The organism is Aquibaculum sediminis (genome assembly GCF_040712085.1).
Taxonomy (GTDB): Bacteria; Pseudomonadota; Alphaproteobacteria; order Kiloniellales; family DSM-21159; genus Aquibaculum; species Aquibaculum sediminis.
The window spans coordinates 86,576-104,069 of sequence record NZ_JBFCVK010000002.1 but is presented as its reverse complement, the minus strand read 5'-3'; the positions used below and the strand labels follow the sequence as shown (position 1 = coordinate 104,069).

The window sequence follows — 17,494 nt, the reverse complement described above, 5'->3', positions numbered from 1 at the left end:
TCCGACGCCGTCTCGGCCTTTCCCCGACGCAGTCCTACTTCGGCTCTGGCGTCGCTTGCGATGGGCGCAGGCGTGCGCTGATGCGGCGGTCCGTTCCGTCTGTCGGGAGGGTGATGCTGTCGCCGTCCAGAGGGCGCCCGTCCTGGGAGAGCTCGACGCGGCCGGTGCCGATCCCTTCAGGATCCTCGATGACGATGATCAGTGTCCCGTCGGGGCCCTTGATGCTCACCTCGGCACCGCCCCATTCCTTGGGCAGGCGGGGCGCAATCCTCACGGCGCCGCCCTGGAGGCTGAGGCCGAGAATGCCTTCGACGGCAAGCTGCCAGGTCCAGCCGGCCGCGCCCGTGTACCAGGTCCAGCCCGCCGTGCCGATCCCGGGTTCGGCCCCGCGCACATCGGCGGCCAGGACATAGGGTTCGCCCCGGTAGTGCTCGGCGCCGGCCAGATCTGCGGTGCGGCGGATCGGATTGATCAGGTCAAAGATCTCATAAGCACGGTCCCCATCACCCAGCCGGGCGTGGGCCAGGCCCAGCCAGGCCGCTGCGTGGGTGTACTGGCCACCATTCTCCCGCACACCCGGCGGATAGGCATGAATGTAGCCAGGGTCGCGCGGTGTCTGGTCGAAGGGCGGGGTCAGGAGGCGCACCAGGCGCGCGTCACGATCGACGAGACGCGCGGTGGCAGATGCGACGGCCGTGGCCGCTCTCTGCGGCGACGGCCCCTCGGCCAGGACCGCCCAGGACTGGGATATGCTGTCGATCTGGCATTCGTCGGATTCCTTCGAGCCCCAGGGCAGACCGTCGTCCGCGAAGGCGCGCACATACCAGTCGCCATCCCAGCCGGCGGCGTCGGCCGCGCGACGCAGTTCGTCGCCGCCGGCCATCCAGATGTCGTGCAGGTCGCTGCGTCCGACATCCTTGGCCAGCTCGGCGAAAGCCTGGGCACAGACGGCCGCGAACCACGCAAGCCATAGGCTTTCACCGCGACCCTGGTTGCCGACGCGGTCCATGCCGTCATTCCAGTCCCCGGTGCCGATCAAGGGCAGCCCGTGGGCGCCCGTCGTGACGCCACGTTCCAAGGCGCGCCGGCAATGCTCGAACAGCGAGGAGCGCTCTTCGCCCCACTCGAACAGGGAGTAGCGGTCTTCCTCGTCGATGCGCAGCGGCGGCGCGGAGAGAAACGGCACCTCTTCGGCGAGGATGGAGGTGTCCTGCGTCGCCCTGACATATCGGCCGGTTGCATAGACGAGCCACAGGAGATCGTCCGAGCAGTGCGTCCGCACGCCCCGCCCCTGCGGCGGATGCCACCAGTGCAGCACGTCGCCCTCCTCAAACTGGCGCGACGCGCACTCGAGAATATGCGCGCGCACGCGCTCAGTCTCGATGAACAGCAGCGCCATCATGTCCTGAAGCTGGTCACGGAAACCGAAAGCCCCTCCGGCCTGTTGGAACCCGGCCCGGGCGAATATGCGCGATGCAAGGCTCTGGTTGACCAGCCAGTGATTGACCATGAGGTCGAACGCCGGGTCGGGCGTGGCGACATTGACGACCCCAAGCCGGCGTTTCCAGAGGGCGTCGTTCTCGACAATCGCCTGCCGGGCCGTCTCCACGTCACTCCACTGCACCGCGAGCCGCGCCGCCTCGGCAGGATCGGCGCCCTCTCCCAGCACGAAGACCACCTCCTCCGTGGCACCGGGGGCCAGATCGATATGGATCTGGAACGCCGCGCAGGGGTCGGCAATGTTGTCGAGGTCTCCATCGAGGTTCCAGGCCGTGAGGCCGGCCGGGCGGGCGGGATCTCCCTGCCGCCCCAGGAACCCCGCGCGATCACAGGTCAGGCTGTGCGGCGGGCGGCTTGAAGCGAGAAAGGCGGTGCGCTGGCCGAACTCGGGATTCCAGCCATTGCGGGCGATCAAGGCTCGACTGTCGCTGTCGAAACCGCAGACCAGGTGCGCCCGCGCCATGCTGGACATCGAGCCAAGCAGCCATTCGGCATAGTAGGTGGCTGTAAGCCGGCGACCGCGGTCACCAGGATTGGTCAGGGTCAGAAGCGCCAGTTTCACGGGAGCCTCGGCCGGGACGAGGACGGTCAGTCGCTGTTCCAGGCCCTCTGCATTGCGCTGCCAAGTCGTGGCACCGGCACGGTGGCGGATCTGGCAGGTTGCAGCACCGCCCGCCGGTGAAGGCGTCTGCGTCCAGATCCGGGCGGTTTCCTCGTCGCGCAGATAGAGCGCCTCGGTTTGGATATCGGCCAGCGGATCGTTCGACCAGGGCGTGAGGCGATGCTCCCCGCTGTTGATGCACCAGCTGAAGCCCAGTCCCGCTTCCGAGACGATGGTGCCGAAGCTCTCATTGGCCAGCACGTTGCACCAGGGCGCCGGCGTCACCTGCCCGCCCTCCAGGTGGACCACATAGTGGCCCTCCGCCGGGGCGAAGCCGCCGAGGGAATTGTCGAAGACCAGGTCCTTGGGGCGCAGGAGTGGCGGCGCCGGAACGGGATCGGGCGGCGGCGGGCCGACCGGCTGGAACCGTGGCGGCGCCGTGCGCCCGGAGCGCTGCGGCGTCATGGCCTGTGCCAGCGTCTCGGCGGCTGCGTCCAGTGACACGCGGGCCGTGGCCAGGAGTGTGCGCCGCTCGGCTGCCCCGAGGCGGTCCGCCGCCAGGAGGTGGATGCCACCCGGCCCGCCCAGACTCTCGGGCACGTTCGCTCCGCGAAGCGCCGTAAAAAGCAGGTCGCGTATCGGCTCCTGATAGCCCGAAGCGCCCTCGCGCAAGACCACCAGATCCGCACAGAGGCCGTGCCTCAACCACCACTGATGCGCCCGGACGACAATCGGCAGCAGCTGCGCATGGGCGTCGTCGACAACCCGGACCAGAACGATCGGCAGATCCCCGGACAGCCCCATGCTCCAGAGCTCCGGCTGGGCCGGAAGGGTCGTGTGCGATTGCGCCAACAAGGCGAGCGGCGGCCTGCGCGGGAAGACGAGATAACGGCAGAGGGCTTGCGCCTCGGCCAGGGCCCGGGAATCGAGCCCGAGGCGTCGCGCTTCGAGCGCGGCGGATCGCAACGCGTCTTCCATCGCCCAGTCGAGAGCCGGTGCCGTTGCATAGCGCTCGGCGATGCCAAGCGCCGTTTCGTATGAGCCCGCGGCAACCGTTACGAAATCGACCCGTGCGCGCGCACCGGGCGCCAAGACAACACGCGCCCGCAAGGCCATCACCGGATCGAGCGTCCATCCGGCGGTGCCATCCAGCGAGCCGCTCGCACCCGGTGGCCGTTCGGGATTGCCGTGCCGGCCCAGAAACCTTCTGCGATCCGTCTCGAAACCGGCCGGCGTCACCGCAGCATCGCTCGTCAGCAGGCTGTGAATGAGCACCGGCGGCCGATCTGCGGGGCGCCTTGGGCGGCGTTTGAAGACAAGCGCGTTCTGGCTTTCAAGCCGCTCGCTGTGGACGAAGAGCTTACTGAACGTGGGATGGCGCTCGTGGGCAAGCGCGGGCGCAAGCACGACCTCGGCGTAGCTCGTCACATCGATTTCGCGCAGCCTGTCGCTGTCGTTGGAGAGCGTGACGCGGCGGATCTCGACGTCATCGCCCGGCGCAATCGCGATCTCGAGGTTCGTTGACAGTCCCTCCGCGCGCTCGTGAAACTCGACCTTGTGGGCATGGAAACTGGTCTCCAGCGAGCCATCCGAGGCGCCTCCGCCGAGCGACCAGACGCCCTGGGTTTCGCGCTCGCTGATATAGATCCGCGAGTCCCCGCTTCGGCTGAGGGCGTCGCCGGTCCAGCGCGTAAGCGACTGGCCGTGCCACCAGAGCGCCCCACCGCCCGCGTCGGTGATCCAGGAGGCAAGACTCCCGTTGCCGACAACATGGAGCTGAGGGTCTTGCCGGTTGCGTGCCGTCCAACCCTGCAGCGCCGGTGTCGGCGCGCGCGCGAGGTCCGGCGCCGCGCTCTCCGCCTCGGTCGCCTGTTCGGGCGGGAACTCCCAGGGCACGCGCTCCTGCAACAGCAGCTCGGTGCCGCGCATGCGCGGTTCGCGGCCGAACCGCCTGACCAGGATGTTGCTGTTCAGCGCGTTGCCGATGGCGGCGGAAATCATGCCCTGGTGGTGGGCAAAATAGGCGCGGACAGGCGTAAAGGCGGCCTTTGCCGGCCGCCGGTCCGGTGTGAAATCGGCCGCCTCGAAGAAGCCGTAGCGATCACGCAGGCCGAGCCCATCCAGCCGGCGCAGGCTCACCGTGGCAAGGCGCGGCGCAACGGCCAGAGCCAGTGCACTGGCATAGGGCGCAACCACATAGTCCTCAGCGAGGCCGCGCTTCAGGCCAAGGCCGGGAACCCCGAAGGCCTGATACTGGTAGCGTTGCGCTGCATCACGCGCAGCATAGCCGGATTCCGAGACACCCCAGGGCAGGCCGAGCTTGTCACCGTAGCGCTGTTGCACGGCCACAGCGGCGCGTTCGCTTTGTCCCAGAAGCCGCCCCGCGTCGCTCGGCAACAGCAGTGTCGGCATGAGGTACTCGAACATCGAGCCATTCCACGACAGCGTCGTCAGCACGCCGGCAGCCTTGGTTATCGGACGCCCCAGATGAAACCAGTGCTCGACGGGTACGTCGCGCTTGGCGATCGCAAAATAGCTCGCCAGTCGGGCCTCGCTTGCCAGGAGGTCGTAGTGGTGCTGGTCCAATCGGTCGGTGTCGAGGTTGTATCCGATGTAGAAGGTTCTGGTTTCCGCGTCATAGAGTGGCCGGAAATCCATGCCGAAGGCGCGCGCCTCGGCGCGGGCTGCACACTGCTCCAGGCTGTCGGAGAGATCGCGGCAAGCGGCATGGCCCCGCTCGAGGGCGGCGGCCACCTCTGCGACCCAGTGCCGGCTCTCGGCATCGGCCGGTGCAAGCCGGGAAAGCAGATCGCGCGCCCGGTCGATCCTGTCGGCCATCTGGTACAGTGGCGTATCGGGTGGCGGCAGGGCATTCAGCAGCTCCGTCCGTCCTTCAAGCGCGGCCGGCAACCGATCGGCCAGCACCCCCCATGGCTCCAGTTGATCGAAGTCCCGCCGCATGTTCAGCAGGTGATGATCGCTGCGCTCCAGCCACAGATAGATCTCGCGCGGGTCGGCGTTGACATCCGACTCCAGCGCCGTGGCGACAAGCCCCTGGACCTGTCGCCACTCCTGCGCGCCGATTTCATCAAGCGCCGACCGCCAGCGCCGCGGCAGGCCTCGAATGTCCGGAAGCCTGGCGAGAACGACGTCGATCAAGTCACAGATCGGCCTTCGATTTCCCTCGGGCAGGGCGGACAACGCCTCGTGCAGCAGGCGAAGTGTGTCGTCCAGTCCGTCCCACAGGGTCGGTGATAGCGCCGGCCCTCTCTCGGCATCCCTGAAGCCCTCGCGAAGCGTCAGCAGGCTGACCGCCAGATTGCCGCTGTCGACCGTCGAGACATAGCGCGGCGTGAGGGGCTCAAGTGTTTGCGTGTCGAACCAGTTGAGCGTGTGGCCGGCGTGGCTCTCCAGCCGATCGAGCGTGTTCAAGGCGGCGGCCATCCGCGCGGCAAGATCACGCAGGCCGATGTGACCCAGATCCCACGCCGTCAGCGCCGAGAGGAAGAGCATCCCGACATTGGTGGGAGAGGAGCGGTGTGCGATCTCCTCGTGCGGATTTGGCTGATAGTTGTCGGGCGGCAGCCAGTTGTCGTCGGGACCGGCAAAGGTCTCGAAGAAGAGCCAGGTGCGTCGCGCGATCAGGCGCAGGTAGCGCCGGTCTTCAGGTTGCAGGGCCTCCACCACCGCCGGTCGCTTCCGGCTGATCAGTAGGGCTATTTCGGGCGACGCGAACCAGAGCAGGAGCAGCGGCGCGGCACCGGGCAGTGCAGCGGGAACGAGCCCGGCGAGCAGGAGGATGATCACGGCCGCGATCAAAGGCGCCGCGGCCATCTCCCGCCAGATCCCGAGCCGGGTTTGAGAAACCTCTGCCGCGGAATGGGCGGCTGAAGTCCATTCCAACAGTCGGCGGCGCGAGACGTAGACACGCCAGAGCGTACGTCTGATCGCTTCGACCGCCACCGCGGCCTCGTAGGCCAGGAAGATGATCGCCAACAGCCAGCGGCCGGCATGATCCGCCAACTGGCGCAGACTGCTCCGCGCGGCGCCCCGTCTGCGCCCGCGCGCCAGGCTGCTGATGAGGTCAGTAAAGAGGTACGCGCCCGGCGCCATGACCGTCAGCACAGTCCAGAGCAGAGCCTGGTCCGGCAGCGCCAGCCAACCCGCAAGCGCGAAGGCAACAAGCCCCGGGGGGATGAGGCTGCGGCGGAGATTGTCGAGTATCTTCCAACGGTCGAGCGCCGAAAGCCGGTTGGGACGGCGCGTGTCGCCGCGGCCTGGCGCGGTTCGGCCCAGCCAGGGGGCAAGCTGCCAGTCCCCCCGGATCCAGCGCAAGGCGCGCCGCGCATAGGCGAGATAGTTGGCGGGGAAGTCCTCATAGAAAACGATGTCGCTGGCAAGGGCGGCGCGTCCATGAAGCCCCTCGAACAGATCATGACTGACGATCGCGTTCTCCGGCACGCAGCCATGCAGGCACCTGTGGAACGCGGCGACGTCGAAGGCGCCCTTGCCGGTGAAGATCCCCTCGCCAAACAGATCCTGATAGACGTCCGAGACCGCCCGGCTGTAGATGTCAATCGTGGTATCGCCGGTATAGAGGCGGGTGAACAGCGAGCGATCGCCGGCGTCGGGCGAGATCTCGATCCTGGGCTGGATGAAGGTGTAGCCGTGGCGCGGCCGTCCCGTCGTGGGGTCGAAGTCCACACGGTTGAGCGGATGGGCCAGAGTGCCCAGAAGCCGGTCAATGCCGTTCGGCGGCGTCTTGGTGTCGGCATCGAGGGTAACGACGAAGCGCGCGCGGCGCAGCGCGTTGGCATCGCCTTCACGCAGGGCAAAGGCGTCGGGCGAGTGACCCAGAATGAAGTTGGACAGCTCCTCGAGCTTGCCGCGCTTGCGTTCCCACCCCATCCAGCAATCTTCGGCCGGATTCCAGCGACGCCCGCGATGGAGCAGCACGAAGGGCGCATGCTCGGCGTAGCGCGCGTTGAGGCGGCGCACACCGGCCACGAGGGCGGCCTCGATCGCGGGGTCCGCCGGCATGCGCTCAGCCTCGGCGTCCGCGAGGTCGCTCAGCAGAGCCATGCGGATGAGCGGGTCGGGGTTCGACAGCCAATGCGCCTCCAGCCGCTCCAGAAGTGGTTCAACCTCGGCCGCTTTGCGCAGGATCACCGGCATCACCAAGGCCGCATCGCAGCCGCTGGCCAGTCCGTGCTCGACATCGAGCTTCGGCAGCACCCGAGGCGGGACGAGCCGGGTTGCGATCCAGAGCGTGAAGGTGACGCTGATGATCATGGCAGGAGTCAGCGCCAGCAGGAGTCCCACCACCCACGCCAAAGCACCGACGTCGAGGATGGCCAGCAGCAGTGCCGGCACGATCATCGCCGCAACGGCGAAACCTGCCAGCGCCCCAGCGTAGCTCCTGCCGGGGTGAGCGATGATCCAACGGCGCAGGGCGGCACCCCAGGAGGCACGAAAGCCCACCTCCTGCTCGAGCTCTCCCCGCCCCTCCGCGACCAGCCAGGCTCCGACATGACCAAGACGCCGTGCGCCGGCATGGGCACGCGTCAGTTTCAGCGCGGCCTCTGCGACTTCCCACTCGGACGCAGGTGCGCCATCCGCGATTTCCTCGACGGCCTTGCGGTATCGATCGCGCGTGTCGAAATCCATGGCCGAATAGATCTCGGCAGGATCATCTCGCAGGATGGCTTCGACACGGCTCACCTGCTCGAAAAAGGCTTTCCAGGAGGTGTTGGACACCGCCATCAGGGCCGAGATCGCGCGCGAGACTCCCTCGGTCGGATCGAGCGCCTCGTCATGCGTCATGCGCGGCGTCGGTTCGAATGGGGTCGAAAGTTCGGGCACGAGCTCGGAGAACGATTGAACCAGCTCTTCCAGGCAGGCGAGGCGCAGCATCGCCGGAAATGCCCAGAGCTCGGCAATCGTCAGCGGCGCGTCCTGTTGGTACTCGCGGACGAACTCAACCGCACTCGCGAGGCTGACCTGCATGTGCATGACGTCGAGCATGCCCTGCGCCAGCGCCATGACGCGTGGAATTCTCTGATATTCGGGCGCGGCAAGCCGCGGCAGCCGGCGATAGAACGTGGCGGGGAGGTCTTCGCGAACCTGCCGAATGGCGCGTCGCACCTGAAACTCATTGTCGAGCAACCATTCCGAGGCTTTTGCCGCATTGGGTGGCGGATCGACACAATGATCGCGGGCGCGATCAAGCCAGGGAAGAATGGTGGGGAGCTTCACCCAGATGGGTGCCGGCTCGGGCAGGCCCGTCTCAACGCCATGCTGCGCGCGAATCAGGACGGCGGCATGTGCATAGGCCCTCTCCGGTGCGACTGGGCCTTCCGCTGACGTTGCGGCCAGTGTCACATCAGCGCCCGGCTCGGCAGCCTGGCGGCCACCGCCTCACCCGATTTCCTGCGGACCATCTGGGCACTCCCTTCGGATCTCCGCACGAGCAGGACCGGGATCTGCATGTGGTTGATCAGATAGTCGGCGACGCTGCCCACCAACAGGTCCGGATGCCCACTCTGGCCGGTGCAGGACAGCACCATGAGGTCGGCATGCTCTTCGATCGCCGCGCGTGCAAGCGCATGCCGCGGGTCACCGCTCGGCAACACCCGTACTTTCGTCACCGGGGTGGGGGGCAACCGGGACCGGATCCGTTTCAGATGCTGCTCGGCGGCGCGCTCGTTGCGAAGGCGCAGCCGGTCGCGCAAGGTGATAGCCTCGGCCTCGAGCGGGTCCGCCTCGATCAGTTCGACGTTCGGGGCGGCCTGGATGAGCACCATCTCGGCATCGAGCGCGGCCGCGATCCCCAAGCCGAGCGGCAAGGCACATTCCGATCGCGAAGACCCGTCGAGCGGGATCAGCACCCTGCGATAGTGAATCTGCGCGCCTCCGACCCACGTCGAGGGGACAAACAGCACCGAGCCGCTGGCGATCTCCGCAATCCGACGCGCGGTGTCGCCCAGCCCCACGAAGGCCCCGTGGTTTTCACCACCCCGACCCAGCACGATCAGGTCCACCGCATGGTCCCGCGCCCAGGCACAGATGCGTTCGGCAGCCGGACCGTCGACGATCAACGTATCGGCGTGAAGGTCGCCAAAGTGCGACGCCCGCTCGCGCAAGTCGGCCTCCACATCGCGATGGCGCAGCATCCACTCCACCGGGTCCGTGGGCACCTGTGCCGTGGAGGCCTCGATGACGCGAATGACGGTCATGCGTGCCTCAGCCGCCTTGGCCACCGCAGCGGCGTGCGCCAGAACGGCATACGCAAAGGGCGATGCATCGACACAGGCCAGCACATGGTGAAGAATCTGGTGCTGGGCGGGATGGAAAGGCGGCACAGGCCCCAACTTGCCAGACTTCCGAAGTTCAGACTCAGACATGATCCGCTCCCGGCAAAGCGGTGCGACAGGCCACGACAAGCATTGCCTCGGTCCCGCACTGGGGAATCAACAGCCTGACACAGATTACGTTCCGACACGCAGCCAAAGTGAAGCAGCCCCTGAGCGTCGTGGCGTTCCCTCTATGATCTGCCCCGAAACGGGCGCCGCGCTTCAGACCCAGGCAGGCGGGGCGATGTTCCTGCAGCGCTCGGCTTCGCCCTTCAGGCCATTCGGTGCTATGGCTGGGCTGGGCCAAGAAAGCGGAGTACCGAGACTTATGCACATCATTCGTCCAGCCTTCCGGATGGAAGAACAGGCGGCGCTCGCGTTTGCCGCTGAGCGGGGCTTCGGCCTGGTGGTTGCAGCCGGGCCCGACGGCCCGGTCGGCTCGCATGTTCCCTTTGTGCTCCACGAAGAGGCGAATGGCGTGGTCGCACAGGTGCACTTCACGGCCAAGAACCCCTTGATCGCCTTGGCCGACGGCCGCCAGCGCTTCCTGCTGGCCGTGACGGGTGGCGATTCTTACGTTTCCAACGACTGGTACGCTTCCGCCGATCAGGTCTCCACCTGGCTTTACGAAGCGGTGCATCTGTCTGGCGTCGCCAGCCAACGCCCCCTGACGGATAACCGCAGCCACGGCGACGACCTCCTTGCCGTTGCCGAAGCGCGCTTGCCGAAGGCGCCCTGGTCACTCACCTCCATGGAGCCTGGCAAGCGCGAGACCATGCTGAACGGCATTCGGGTGGTCGAGATCGCCGTCGACCGGATCGAAGGGCAGTCCAAACTGAACCACCACAAGCCCGATGCGGACCACGTCGCGGTCGCCAATCAACTCGCCAAGCAGTCCTCCACCGCCGCCCGGGAACTGGCCGCCAGAATGCGCGCCCTGCGCCCGCATCTCGACTATGCGGCGCCAAAAGGTGAGGCCGCGGTGGGGCAGACGGAGCCGGGAAGCCGGCGGGGTCAAGGGGAGGATGAGTAGCACCGCCGCGTGAGCGACGTTCTGCTCGCAGAGGTTTGGTTGCCCGGCGAAAAGCGGTCCGATCGACGCGCACCCGCGTGCCGGTCGCCGTGGTGGCGACCGAGCGCGGTCAAGATCGGCCACCCCGAGCACACCTTGTTAGCCCACCTAACAAACTCTGAAAGAAATAATAAATTACTCCCGCGACATCGCATGCTATGCGTGTGAAAACCGTCAAGATGCCAAACCGTCAAGATGCCAAAGGGAGACCCTTAGATGCCAGCAGGGCGCGCCAGCGCGGCATCCAACGTATCGCTCGAGCTGCGAGCGTGGAACATTCGCCGCAAGGCACTTCTTATGGGTGAGGTTCAGGGCCAAGGCTACATCGGCCAAGCCCTCGGCATAGCCGATGTTCTCGCCGCCACCCATTTCCACGCCCTGGAGTACCGAGCCGAAGACCCCGAGTGGGAAGGGCGTGACCGCTTTCTGCTCTCGATCGGCCACTACGCCATCGCGCTCTACGCCGTGCTCATGGAAGCCGGCATCCTGCCGGAAGAGGAGTACGAGACCTACGGCATGGATGACAGCCGGATGCCCATGTCCGGCATGGCGTCCTATACCCCCGGCATGGAGATCACCGGCGGTTCGCTGGGTCATGGACTGGGCGTCGCCGTAGGCATGGCATTGGGGCTCAAGCGCAAGCAGAGCCCGGCCTTCGTCTACAACCTCATGTCCGACGGCGAGTTGGGAGAAGGCTCGACCTGGGAAGCTGTGATGTCGGCGGTCCAGTGGAAACTGGACAACCTCATCTGTCTCGTGGATTTCAACAACCAGCAGGCCGACGGCAAGCCGACCGACGCACTGGCACAGGGCGAGGAAGCGAAGAAGTGGGAAGCCTTCGGCTGGTATGCCCAGCGCGTGGACGGCAATGACCTGGAAGCCGTCGTCGCCGCCTTCGACGCAGCTCGGGAAACAGACCACCCGGGCCCCCGCGTGATCATCTTCGACACCACCATGTGCAAGGGCGTCGATTTCCTGGAGAGCCGTGAGATCACCCACTTCGTGCGCGTCGAGCCCGACGAGTGGGCGAAGGCGCTCGCGGTGCTGGAGAAGGGGAAGCCGCTATGACTCTCGCATCGATGAAGCGCAAGTACGAGCCGCGCCAGGTCAAGCTGGGTCCGGACGGCAAGCCGATCGCCACCTCGGCGATGATCGCCTCCCTCTCTGCGGAAGGCTACGACACCGTCGCCGCGCCCTTCGGCCACGCTTTGGTGGAAACGGCGCGCAAGGACGAGAAGATCGTCGGCCTGAGCGCGGACCTGGCGAAATACACTGATCTGCACATCTTTGCCCGGGCCATGCCTGATCGCTTCCACCAGATGGGGATGGCCGAACAACTCCTGATGTCGGCCGCGGCCGGGCTTGCACGCGAGGGCTTCAACCCCTTCGCCACCACCTATGCCGTCTTCGCCTCGCGGCGCGCCTATGACTTCATCGCCATGGCCATCGCGGAGGAAAACCTCCCGGTGAAGATCGTCTGCGCGCTCCCGGGCCTCACCACCGGATACGGCCCCAGCCATCAGGCGACGGAGGACCTGGCGATCTTCCGCGGTCTGCCCAACATGACGATCATCGATCCCTGTGATGCGGACGACATCATGGGCATGGTGCCGCAGATCGCCGCGCACGACGGGCCGGTCTACTCCCGCCTCCTGCGCGGCAAGGTGCCTTCGGTCCTGACCCGTCATAAGCCGGACTACAAGTTTCAGCTGGGCAAGGCCCAGGTGATCCGAGACGGCAAGGACGTCCTCATCATCTCCACCGGCTTCATGACCATGCGCGCGCTCGATGCAGCCGAACGGCTCGCGGCGGATCGGATCGAGGCCGCCGTGCTGCACGTGCCGACCATCAAGCCTCTCGACATCGAGACGATCCTGGCCGAAGCCCGCAAGGGGGGGCGGCTGGTCGTCACGGCAGAAAATCACAGCGTCGTGGGAGGTCTCGGAGAAGCCGTGGCCAGCACCCTGCTCACGAACCGCGTCACACCTTCATTCCACATGATCGGCCTGCCGGACCAGTTCCTGGAAGCAGGGGCCCTCCCGACACTCCACGAAATGTATGGACTGAGCGTGGATCGGGTAACCGAACAGATCAAAAGTTGGCTCTGACCTCAGCATGATCCGACGCATTCAACGAAGCGGAGACAGTCGGCCATGGGCCTGATGGACAACAAGTATGTGATCGTCACTGGCGCTGCGAGCGCGCGTGGCCTAGGCAAGGCAACAGCGCAGCTCTTTGCCGAGCAGGGCGCGACCGTCGCCATCCTCGACCTCGACGCCGCGGCAGCCGAAGCCGCCGCTGCGGATTTGGGTGAGGGGCACCGAGGCCTAGCCTGCGACGTCACCGACAAGGCGGCTTGCGAAGCAGCGGCCCGAAACCTCGAAGCCCAATGGGGACGCATCGACGTGCTCGTCAACAACGCCGGGATCACCCAGCCCCTGAAGCTCATGGAGATCGCTCCGGAGAACTACGAGGCCGTTCTCGACGTTAACCTGCGTGGCACGCTTTACATGAGCCAAGCGGTGGTGCCTGGCATGCGGGCACGCAAGTTCGGCAGCATCGTCAATCTGTCGTCCGTGTCCGCCCAGCGCGGCGGCGGCATCTTTGGTGGCCCGCACTATTCCGCTGCCAAGGCTGGAGTCCTAGGTCTCACGAAGGCCATGGCGCGCGAACTCGCGCCGGACAATGTTCGCGTCAATGCAATATGCCCCGGCTTTATCGCGACCGACATCACCGCCGGGAAACTCACCCCGGAGATGCACGAACAAATTCTGGCCGGTATCCCCTTGGGTCGGGCTGGCGAAGCCTCTGACGTGGCCGGTTGCGCACTCTTTCTCGGCTCGGATCTCTCGGCCTACTGCACGGGAACCGAGGTCGATGTGAACGGTGGATCCCTGATCCACTGATATGCCGGCGGCGCCACGAAGAAAGGCACCGCTTGCACTTGTTGCTCAAAATAGGAGAGGAAACACTATGAAGACGTCGCTTTGGGCCGTTTTGGCCTCAACCACCATCCTGGCCGGCGCTGCTCAGGCCGAGGAAGTGATCTTTGCGCACGGCGAGAACCCGGGAAATCCGCGCTACGTCGCCGCGGAAGAGTGGGCGGAAATCTTTACCGCCTGCAGCGAAGGCGCCCATACGGTCAACGTCGCCGCCTCAGCCACGCTGGGCGATGACTCGGAAATGCTGACCTCCGCCTCTGCGGGCGTGATTCATATCACCGCCAACAGCCAGGGTGCCATGAGCCAGATGGTTCCGGAGATCGGCCTGCTTGGTTTGCCCTTCCTGTTCGAGGATCTGCCGACCGCCTGGGAGGTGCTCGACGGTGACGTGGGCGCCATGATCGATGAGCGCGCCCAGAGTGCCGGCCTGAAGATCCTCGGCTACTGGGACAACGGCATCCGCAATGTCACCCATCTGAACAAGCACGTCTCCGAGCCTGCCGATCTGGCCGGCATGAAGATCCGCACCCCACCGGGTGAAATGGCGATCGCGATCTTTGAGGAGCTGGGTGCATCTCCGGCGCCACTTGCCTGGTCCGAGGTTCCTTCCGCCCTGCAGTCGGGCGTCTTCGATGGTCAGGAAAACCCCCTTACCAACATCTATACGGCGAACCTGCATGAGATCACGCCCTACATCACCCTGACCGGTCACATGTACGAAGCCACGCCGGTTGCTGCCGGGCTGGCCTGGTGGTCCGGCCTCGATGAGGCGACGCAGAACTGCGCTCTGCAGGCGACGGCAGAGGCCGGCGAACTGCAGCGCAGCCTGTCTCTGGCAGCGGACGAGGAACTGCGGCCGAAGATGGAAGAGGAAGGTGCCGTCTTTGCCGAAGCCGACAAGGCAGCCTATCAGTCGGCCACGCAGGCTGTGTATGACGCCTACGCCGAGCGTTATCCGGAACTGGTCGCAGCCCTTCGGGAAGCGGCGGGTCACTAATGTCCTTCGGCTCCGATGACAGCCGACAGGAAGGCGGGAAGAGGCCGAAAGGCCTCTTCCTCGCCGTGGCTGAGGGACTGGTCTCGACTCTCGACTGGAGCGGCCGTCTTATCGCCGTGGTCTGTCTCGGCGTCATGTTTGCAGCCCTGTTCGTCAACGTTGTCCTTCGCTATACGCTGGGCTCGGGCATAACCTGGGCCTACGAAATCCATGCCATCCTGTTGCCCTGGCTGGTGGCCGGCGGCATCGTCATCGCCACGGCGCGCGGACGTCACGTCGCGGTGAGCATACTGTCGAACCTGCTGACCGGTCGCGCGCTGTCGGTTCTTGTTCTGATCATTCAGACGGCAATCCTCGTCATCTCGCTCAGCATCCTCTGGTCGAGCCAGCCGATCCTGAAGGCATCCACATTCCAGACTCTCGCCACACTCGGGATCAAGCAGGTCTGGGGCTACTCGAGCCTCGCCTATGCCTTCGGCGCCATGGCGGTGATCGCTGGCCTCGAGATCCTGCAGATTCTCGCGGGCAAGTCGCCTGCGAGCCAGACCCCCGAAGCAAGCCTGAGTTAAGAGGCCATCATGACTGCGCCCTTCGTTCTGGTGTTCTTCCTGCTGCTGGTGATCGCGGTGCCGGTAGCCCACGCCATGCTTGGAGGCGTCGCCGTCGCGCTTTGGCTGGATGGGAAGCCGATGGCGGCCATCGCCCAGCGCCTGTACACGCCGACCCAAAGCTTCCCCATGCTCGCCATTCCCTTCTTCATTCTGGCGGGCAACCTCATGATGTCGGGCAAGTTTGGCGTCTACCTCGTGAACATGGCGCGTTTGCTTGTCGGGCATCTCAAGGGTGGCCTGGGACACGTCTCCATCATGGGGTCGGTGATGTTTGGCGGCGTTTCCGGATCGGCCGTTGCGGACGCTTCGGCATTGGGCAATGCCCTGATCCCAGTGCAGATCAAACAGGGCTACCCCCGAGCCTTCGCATCCGCGATAACGGCCTCCTCAGCGTCCGTTTCGGTGCTGATTCCACCGTCCATCCCGCTGATCCTCTACGGCCTGATCTCCAACGTTTCCATCGTCAACCTTTTCATCGCTGGGATCCTTCCGGGACTTCTTCTGGGCCTGGGATTGCTGCTGGCCGTCGCTGTCGTGGCCCATGTGCGCAACCTGCCGCGCTCTCCATTGGAAGGCGGGTTTCGGGCATTCAAACCGCAGATCCTGTCGGCGATACCGGCGCTGTTGATGCCGGTCTTCATCATCGGGACGTTGCGATTCGGGCTGGCCACGCCGACGGAAGTCAGTGTGCTTGCTGTTGCCTACGCCCTGGCAATCAGCGGCCTTATCTACCGCGACCTCACTTGGCGCGGCGTCTGGTCCGCTTCGGTGGATACCGCCCTGATGACCGGCGCAGTCATGATCATCATCATGGCCTCCTCCACCGTGCAGTGGTTGTTGACCGCCGAACGGGTGCCGCAGGAACTCGCCATGTGGGTGCAGGCGAGCTTTTCGGAGCCTTGGATGGTCATCCTCGCGCTCAACATCGCGATGATCATCGTGGGGGCGTTCCTCGATCTGCCCGCCGCGGTACTCCTGCTTGGGCCCCTGTTCGTGACCATCGCGCAGGCGATCGGGCTCGACCCGGTGCAGTTGGGACTGATGATGGTGGTGAACCTGTCGATCGGTCTCTTCACCCCGCCTGTTGGAACAACCTTGTTCATCTCAGCGGCGATCTCTGGCGCCAGGATCGGGGAAACGGTAAAGGCGCTGATTCCCTTCTATCTGGTTGCCCTGGTGGTCCTAGCTCTCATTTCCTACGTTCCAGCCCTCACCATTTATTGAGCTGACGAGGCGGCGGCGGGCGCATCAGCCTGTCTCCGTCTCGGCGCCCTCCAAGGACTCCGGCCCGCTCGGCCCACTCTCGGGACGGAAACGGCATCCAAGATCCACCAGCAGGCGGCGCGCTGCTGCATCATGGCTGGTGGCGACCTCCGCCAACCAATCGGCAAAGCGGCACACAATGCGCCGGTTGAAATGCCGGGGCGGACAGACGAGCCAGTAGGCGGGGAAGTCGATCACTTCAAACTCAGTCGAAAAAGGCACCAGTTCTCCGCGCTGAAGCTCAGGCAAGCAGAGCGTGACGCTGTCGAGCGCCAATCCGCCCCCCTGTTTGGCGAGTTCGATGGACATGGAGGAGCGATCGAAACGAAAGGGGTAGCTGAGGTTGGCGACCTCGACCCGATGTGCCGCCAGCCATATATCCCAGCGGTAGAGCATCTTTACGCTGTCGATCAGACGCGCGGCGCGCAACTGCTCAACGGGGTCGTCGGAGATGGCCCGAAGCTGCGCAAGATAGTCCGGGCTGCAGAGCGGCATGACCAGGTCATTCATGACCTTGTTGACCGTAAGCCCGGCCCAACCCCCCAGGCCGTACCGCAGGTCGAAATCGACAGATTCCGTTTCAAAGGCCGTGAAATCCGGCGTGGCATCTATCCGGATGTTCCAGTCCCGGTTCTGTGCCGCGAAGTCGGCAATGCGCGGGCCCAGCCAGCGCACCCCGAAGCTGGGGCTGACCCGGATGACGAGAGTGCGCACGTTTCTCTGCCGGGTTATGGCGCTGCGCGCATTGCGGATCGCTCGGAAAGCCTGAGTGGTGGTCTGGAACAGGCGGTCGCCATCCAGGGTCAGCACGAGTCTGCGCTTTTCCCGCCGAAACAGGCGCACGCCGAACTGCTCTTCAAGAATGCGAATCTGTTGACTGACCGCCGAAGGCGACACGCCGAGTTCCGCCGCAGCCTTGGTCACGGTCCCCAAACGCGCCACAGCCTCAAAATACTCGGTGGCTCTCAGATTGATGTCACGCATATGCAGATTCGATCCGGGCCAAATTTCTGTGAACGAAGCGAAACTTCAGGTTAACATGGCTCTGGCTGAAAACACTGGCGCGTAGCCCTCCAAGCGGGGTTCGACACCAGGGGGAGGCCCCCGTCCAAGGACAGCTACCGGCTGAGGGCCGGGCCGATCTCCCCCTGAAGTG

At 65.4% G+C, this 17,494-nt stretch carries 10 protein-coding genes; 7 read left to right on the top strand and 3 right to left on the bottom strand.

The window, feature by feature from the left end; translation table 11 throughout:
* Positions 1 to 34: 34 nt before the first annotated feature.
* Positions 35 to 8,482 carry a GH36-type glycosyl hydrolase domain-containing protein gene (locus tag ABZ720_RS03150; protein ID WP_366553728.1) on the bottom strand — a complete coding sequence of 2,816 codons (8,448 nt, stop codon included), beginning with the start codon at positions 8,480 to 8,482 and terminating at the stop codon, positions 35 to 37.
* Positions 8,479 to 9,504, bottom strand: coding sequence for a universal stress protein (locus ABZ720_RS03145; protein WP_366553726.1), 1,026 nt, complete (start codon positions 9,502 to 9,504; stop codon positions 8,479 to 8,481). The genes ABZ720_RS03150 and ABZ720_RS03145 overlap by 4 nt, the downstream gene beginning before the upstream one ends.
* 277 nt (positions 9,505 to 9,781) lie before the next feature.
* Here ABZ720_RS03145 and ABZ720_RS03140 point away from each other — a divergent pair, with 277 nt between their 5' ends.
* The 7 genes from ABZ720_RS03140 (at position 9,782) to ABZ720_RS03110 (ending at position 16,299) form a co-directional block, all read left to right on the top strand.
* Complete coding sequence (locus tag ABZ720_RS03140) at positions 9,782 to 10,486, top strand: FMN-binding negative transcriptional regulator (protein WP_366553724.1); 705 nt, start codon at positions 9,782 to 9,784, stop codon at positions 10,484 to 10,486.
* A gap of 255 nt (positions 10,487 to 10,741) precedes the next feature.
* Positions 10,742 to 11,593, top strand: a complete 852-nt coding sequence (locus ABZ720_RS03135; protein WP_366553722.1) for a transketolase — start codon at positions 10,742 to 10,744, stop codon at positions 11,591 to 11,593.
* On the top strand, positions 11,590 to 12,633 hold the full coding sequence (locus ABZ720_RS03130) for a transketolase family protein (protein ID WP_366553720.1): 1,044 nt from the start codon (positions 11,590 to 11,592) through the stop codon (positions 12,631 to 12,633). Before ABZ720_RS03135 ends, ABZ720_RS03130 begins: the two co-directional genes overlap by 4 nt.
* A gap of 45 nt (positions 12,634 to 12,678) precedes the next feature.
* The gene (locus ABZ720_RS03125) at positions 12,679 to 13,431 is read left to right on the top strand and encodes an SDR family NAD(P)-dependent oxidoreductase (protein WP_366553718.1); all 753 of its coding nucleotides are present in this window, start codon (positions 12,679 to 12,681) and stop codon (positions 13,429 to 13,431) included.
* A 67-nt stretch (positions 13,432 to 13,498) separates the two neighbouring features.
* Positions 13,499 to 14,464, top strand: coding sequence for a TRAP transporter substrate-binding protein (locus ABZ720_RS03120; RefSeq protein WP_366553716.1), 966 nt, complete (start codon positions 13,499 to 13,501; stop codon positions 14,462 to 14,464).
* Positions 14,464 to 15,033 (top strand): TRAP transporter small permease, encoded by a 570-nt coding sequence (locus tag ABZ720_RS03115; RefSeq protein ID WP_366553714.1) that lies wholly within the window; start codon positions 14,464 to 14,466, stop codon positions 15,031 to 15,033. The genes ABZ720_RS03120 and ABZ720_RS03115 overlap by 1 nt, the downstream gene beginning before the upstream one ends.
* A gap of 30 nt (positions 15,034 to 15,063) precedes the next feature.
* The gene (locus ABZ720_RS03110) at positions 15,064 to 16,299 is read left to right on the top strand and encodes a TRAP transporter large permease (RefSeq protein WP_366553712.1); all 1,236 of its coding nucleotides are present in this window, start codon (positions 15,064 to 15,066) and stop codon (positions 16,297 to 16,299) included.
* A 24-nt stretch (positions 16,300 to 16,323) separates the two neighbouring features.
* Here the strand turns inward: ABZ720_RS03110 and ABZ720_RS03105 are convergent, their stop codons facing one another.
* On the bottom strand, positions 16,324 to 17,322 hold the full coding sequence (locus ABZ720_RS03105; protein WP_366553710.1) for a LysR substrate-binding domain-containing protein: 999 nt from the start codon (positions 17,320 to 17,322) through the stop codon (positions 16,324 to 16,326).
* Positions 17,323 to 17,494: the final 172 nt, after the last annotated feature.

Bases quoted from the DNA above. Each gene is read 5' to 3' on its own strand.
- ABZ720_RS03125 (WP_366553718.1), top strand. From the start codon at position 12,679: ATGGGCCTGATGGACAACAAGTATGTGATCGTCACTGGCGCTGCGAGC.
- ABZ720_RS03105 (WP_366553710.1), bottom strand. From the start codon at position 17,322: ATGCGTGACATCAATCTGAGAGCCACCGAGTATTTTGAGGCTGTGGCG.
- ABZ720_RS03135 (WP_366553722.1), top strand. From the start codon at position 10,742: ATGCCAGCAGGGCGCGCCAGCGCGGCATCCAACGTATCGCTCGAGCTG.
- ABZ720_RS03140 (WP_366553724.1), top strand. From the start codon at position 9,782: ATGCACATCATTCGTCCAGCCTTCCGGATGGAAGAACAGGCGGCGCTC.
- ABZ720_RS03130 (WP_366553720.1), top strand. From the start codon at position 11,590: ATGACTCTCGCATCGATGAAGCGCAAGTACGAGCCGCGCCAGGTCAAG.
- ABZ720_RS03120 (WP_366553716.1), top strand. From the start codon at position 13,499: ATGAAGACGTCGCTTTGGGCCGTTTTGGCCTCAACCACCATCCTGGCC.
- ABZ720_RS03115 (WP_366553714.1), top strand. From the start codon at position 14,464: ATGTCCTTCGGCTCCGATGACAGCCGACAGGAAGGCGGGAAGAGGCCG.
- ABZ720_RS03145 (WP_366553726.1), bottom strand. From the start codon at position 9,504: ATGTCTGAGTCTGAACTTCGGAAGTCTGGCAAGTTGGGGCCTGTGCCG.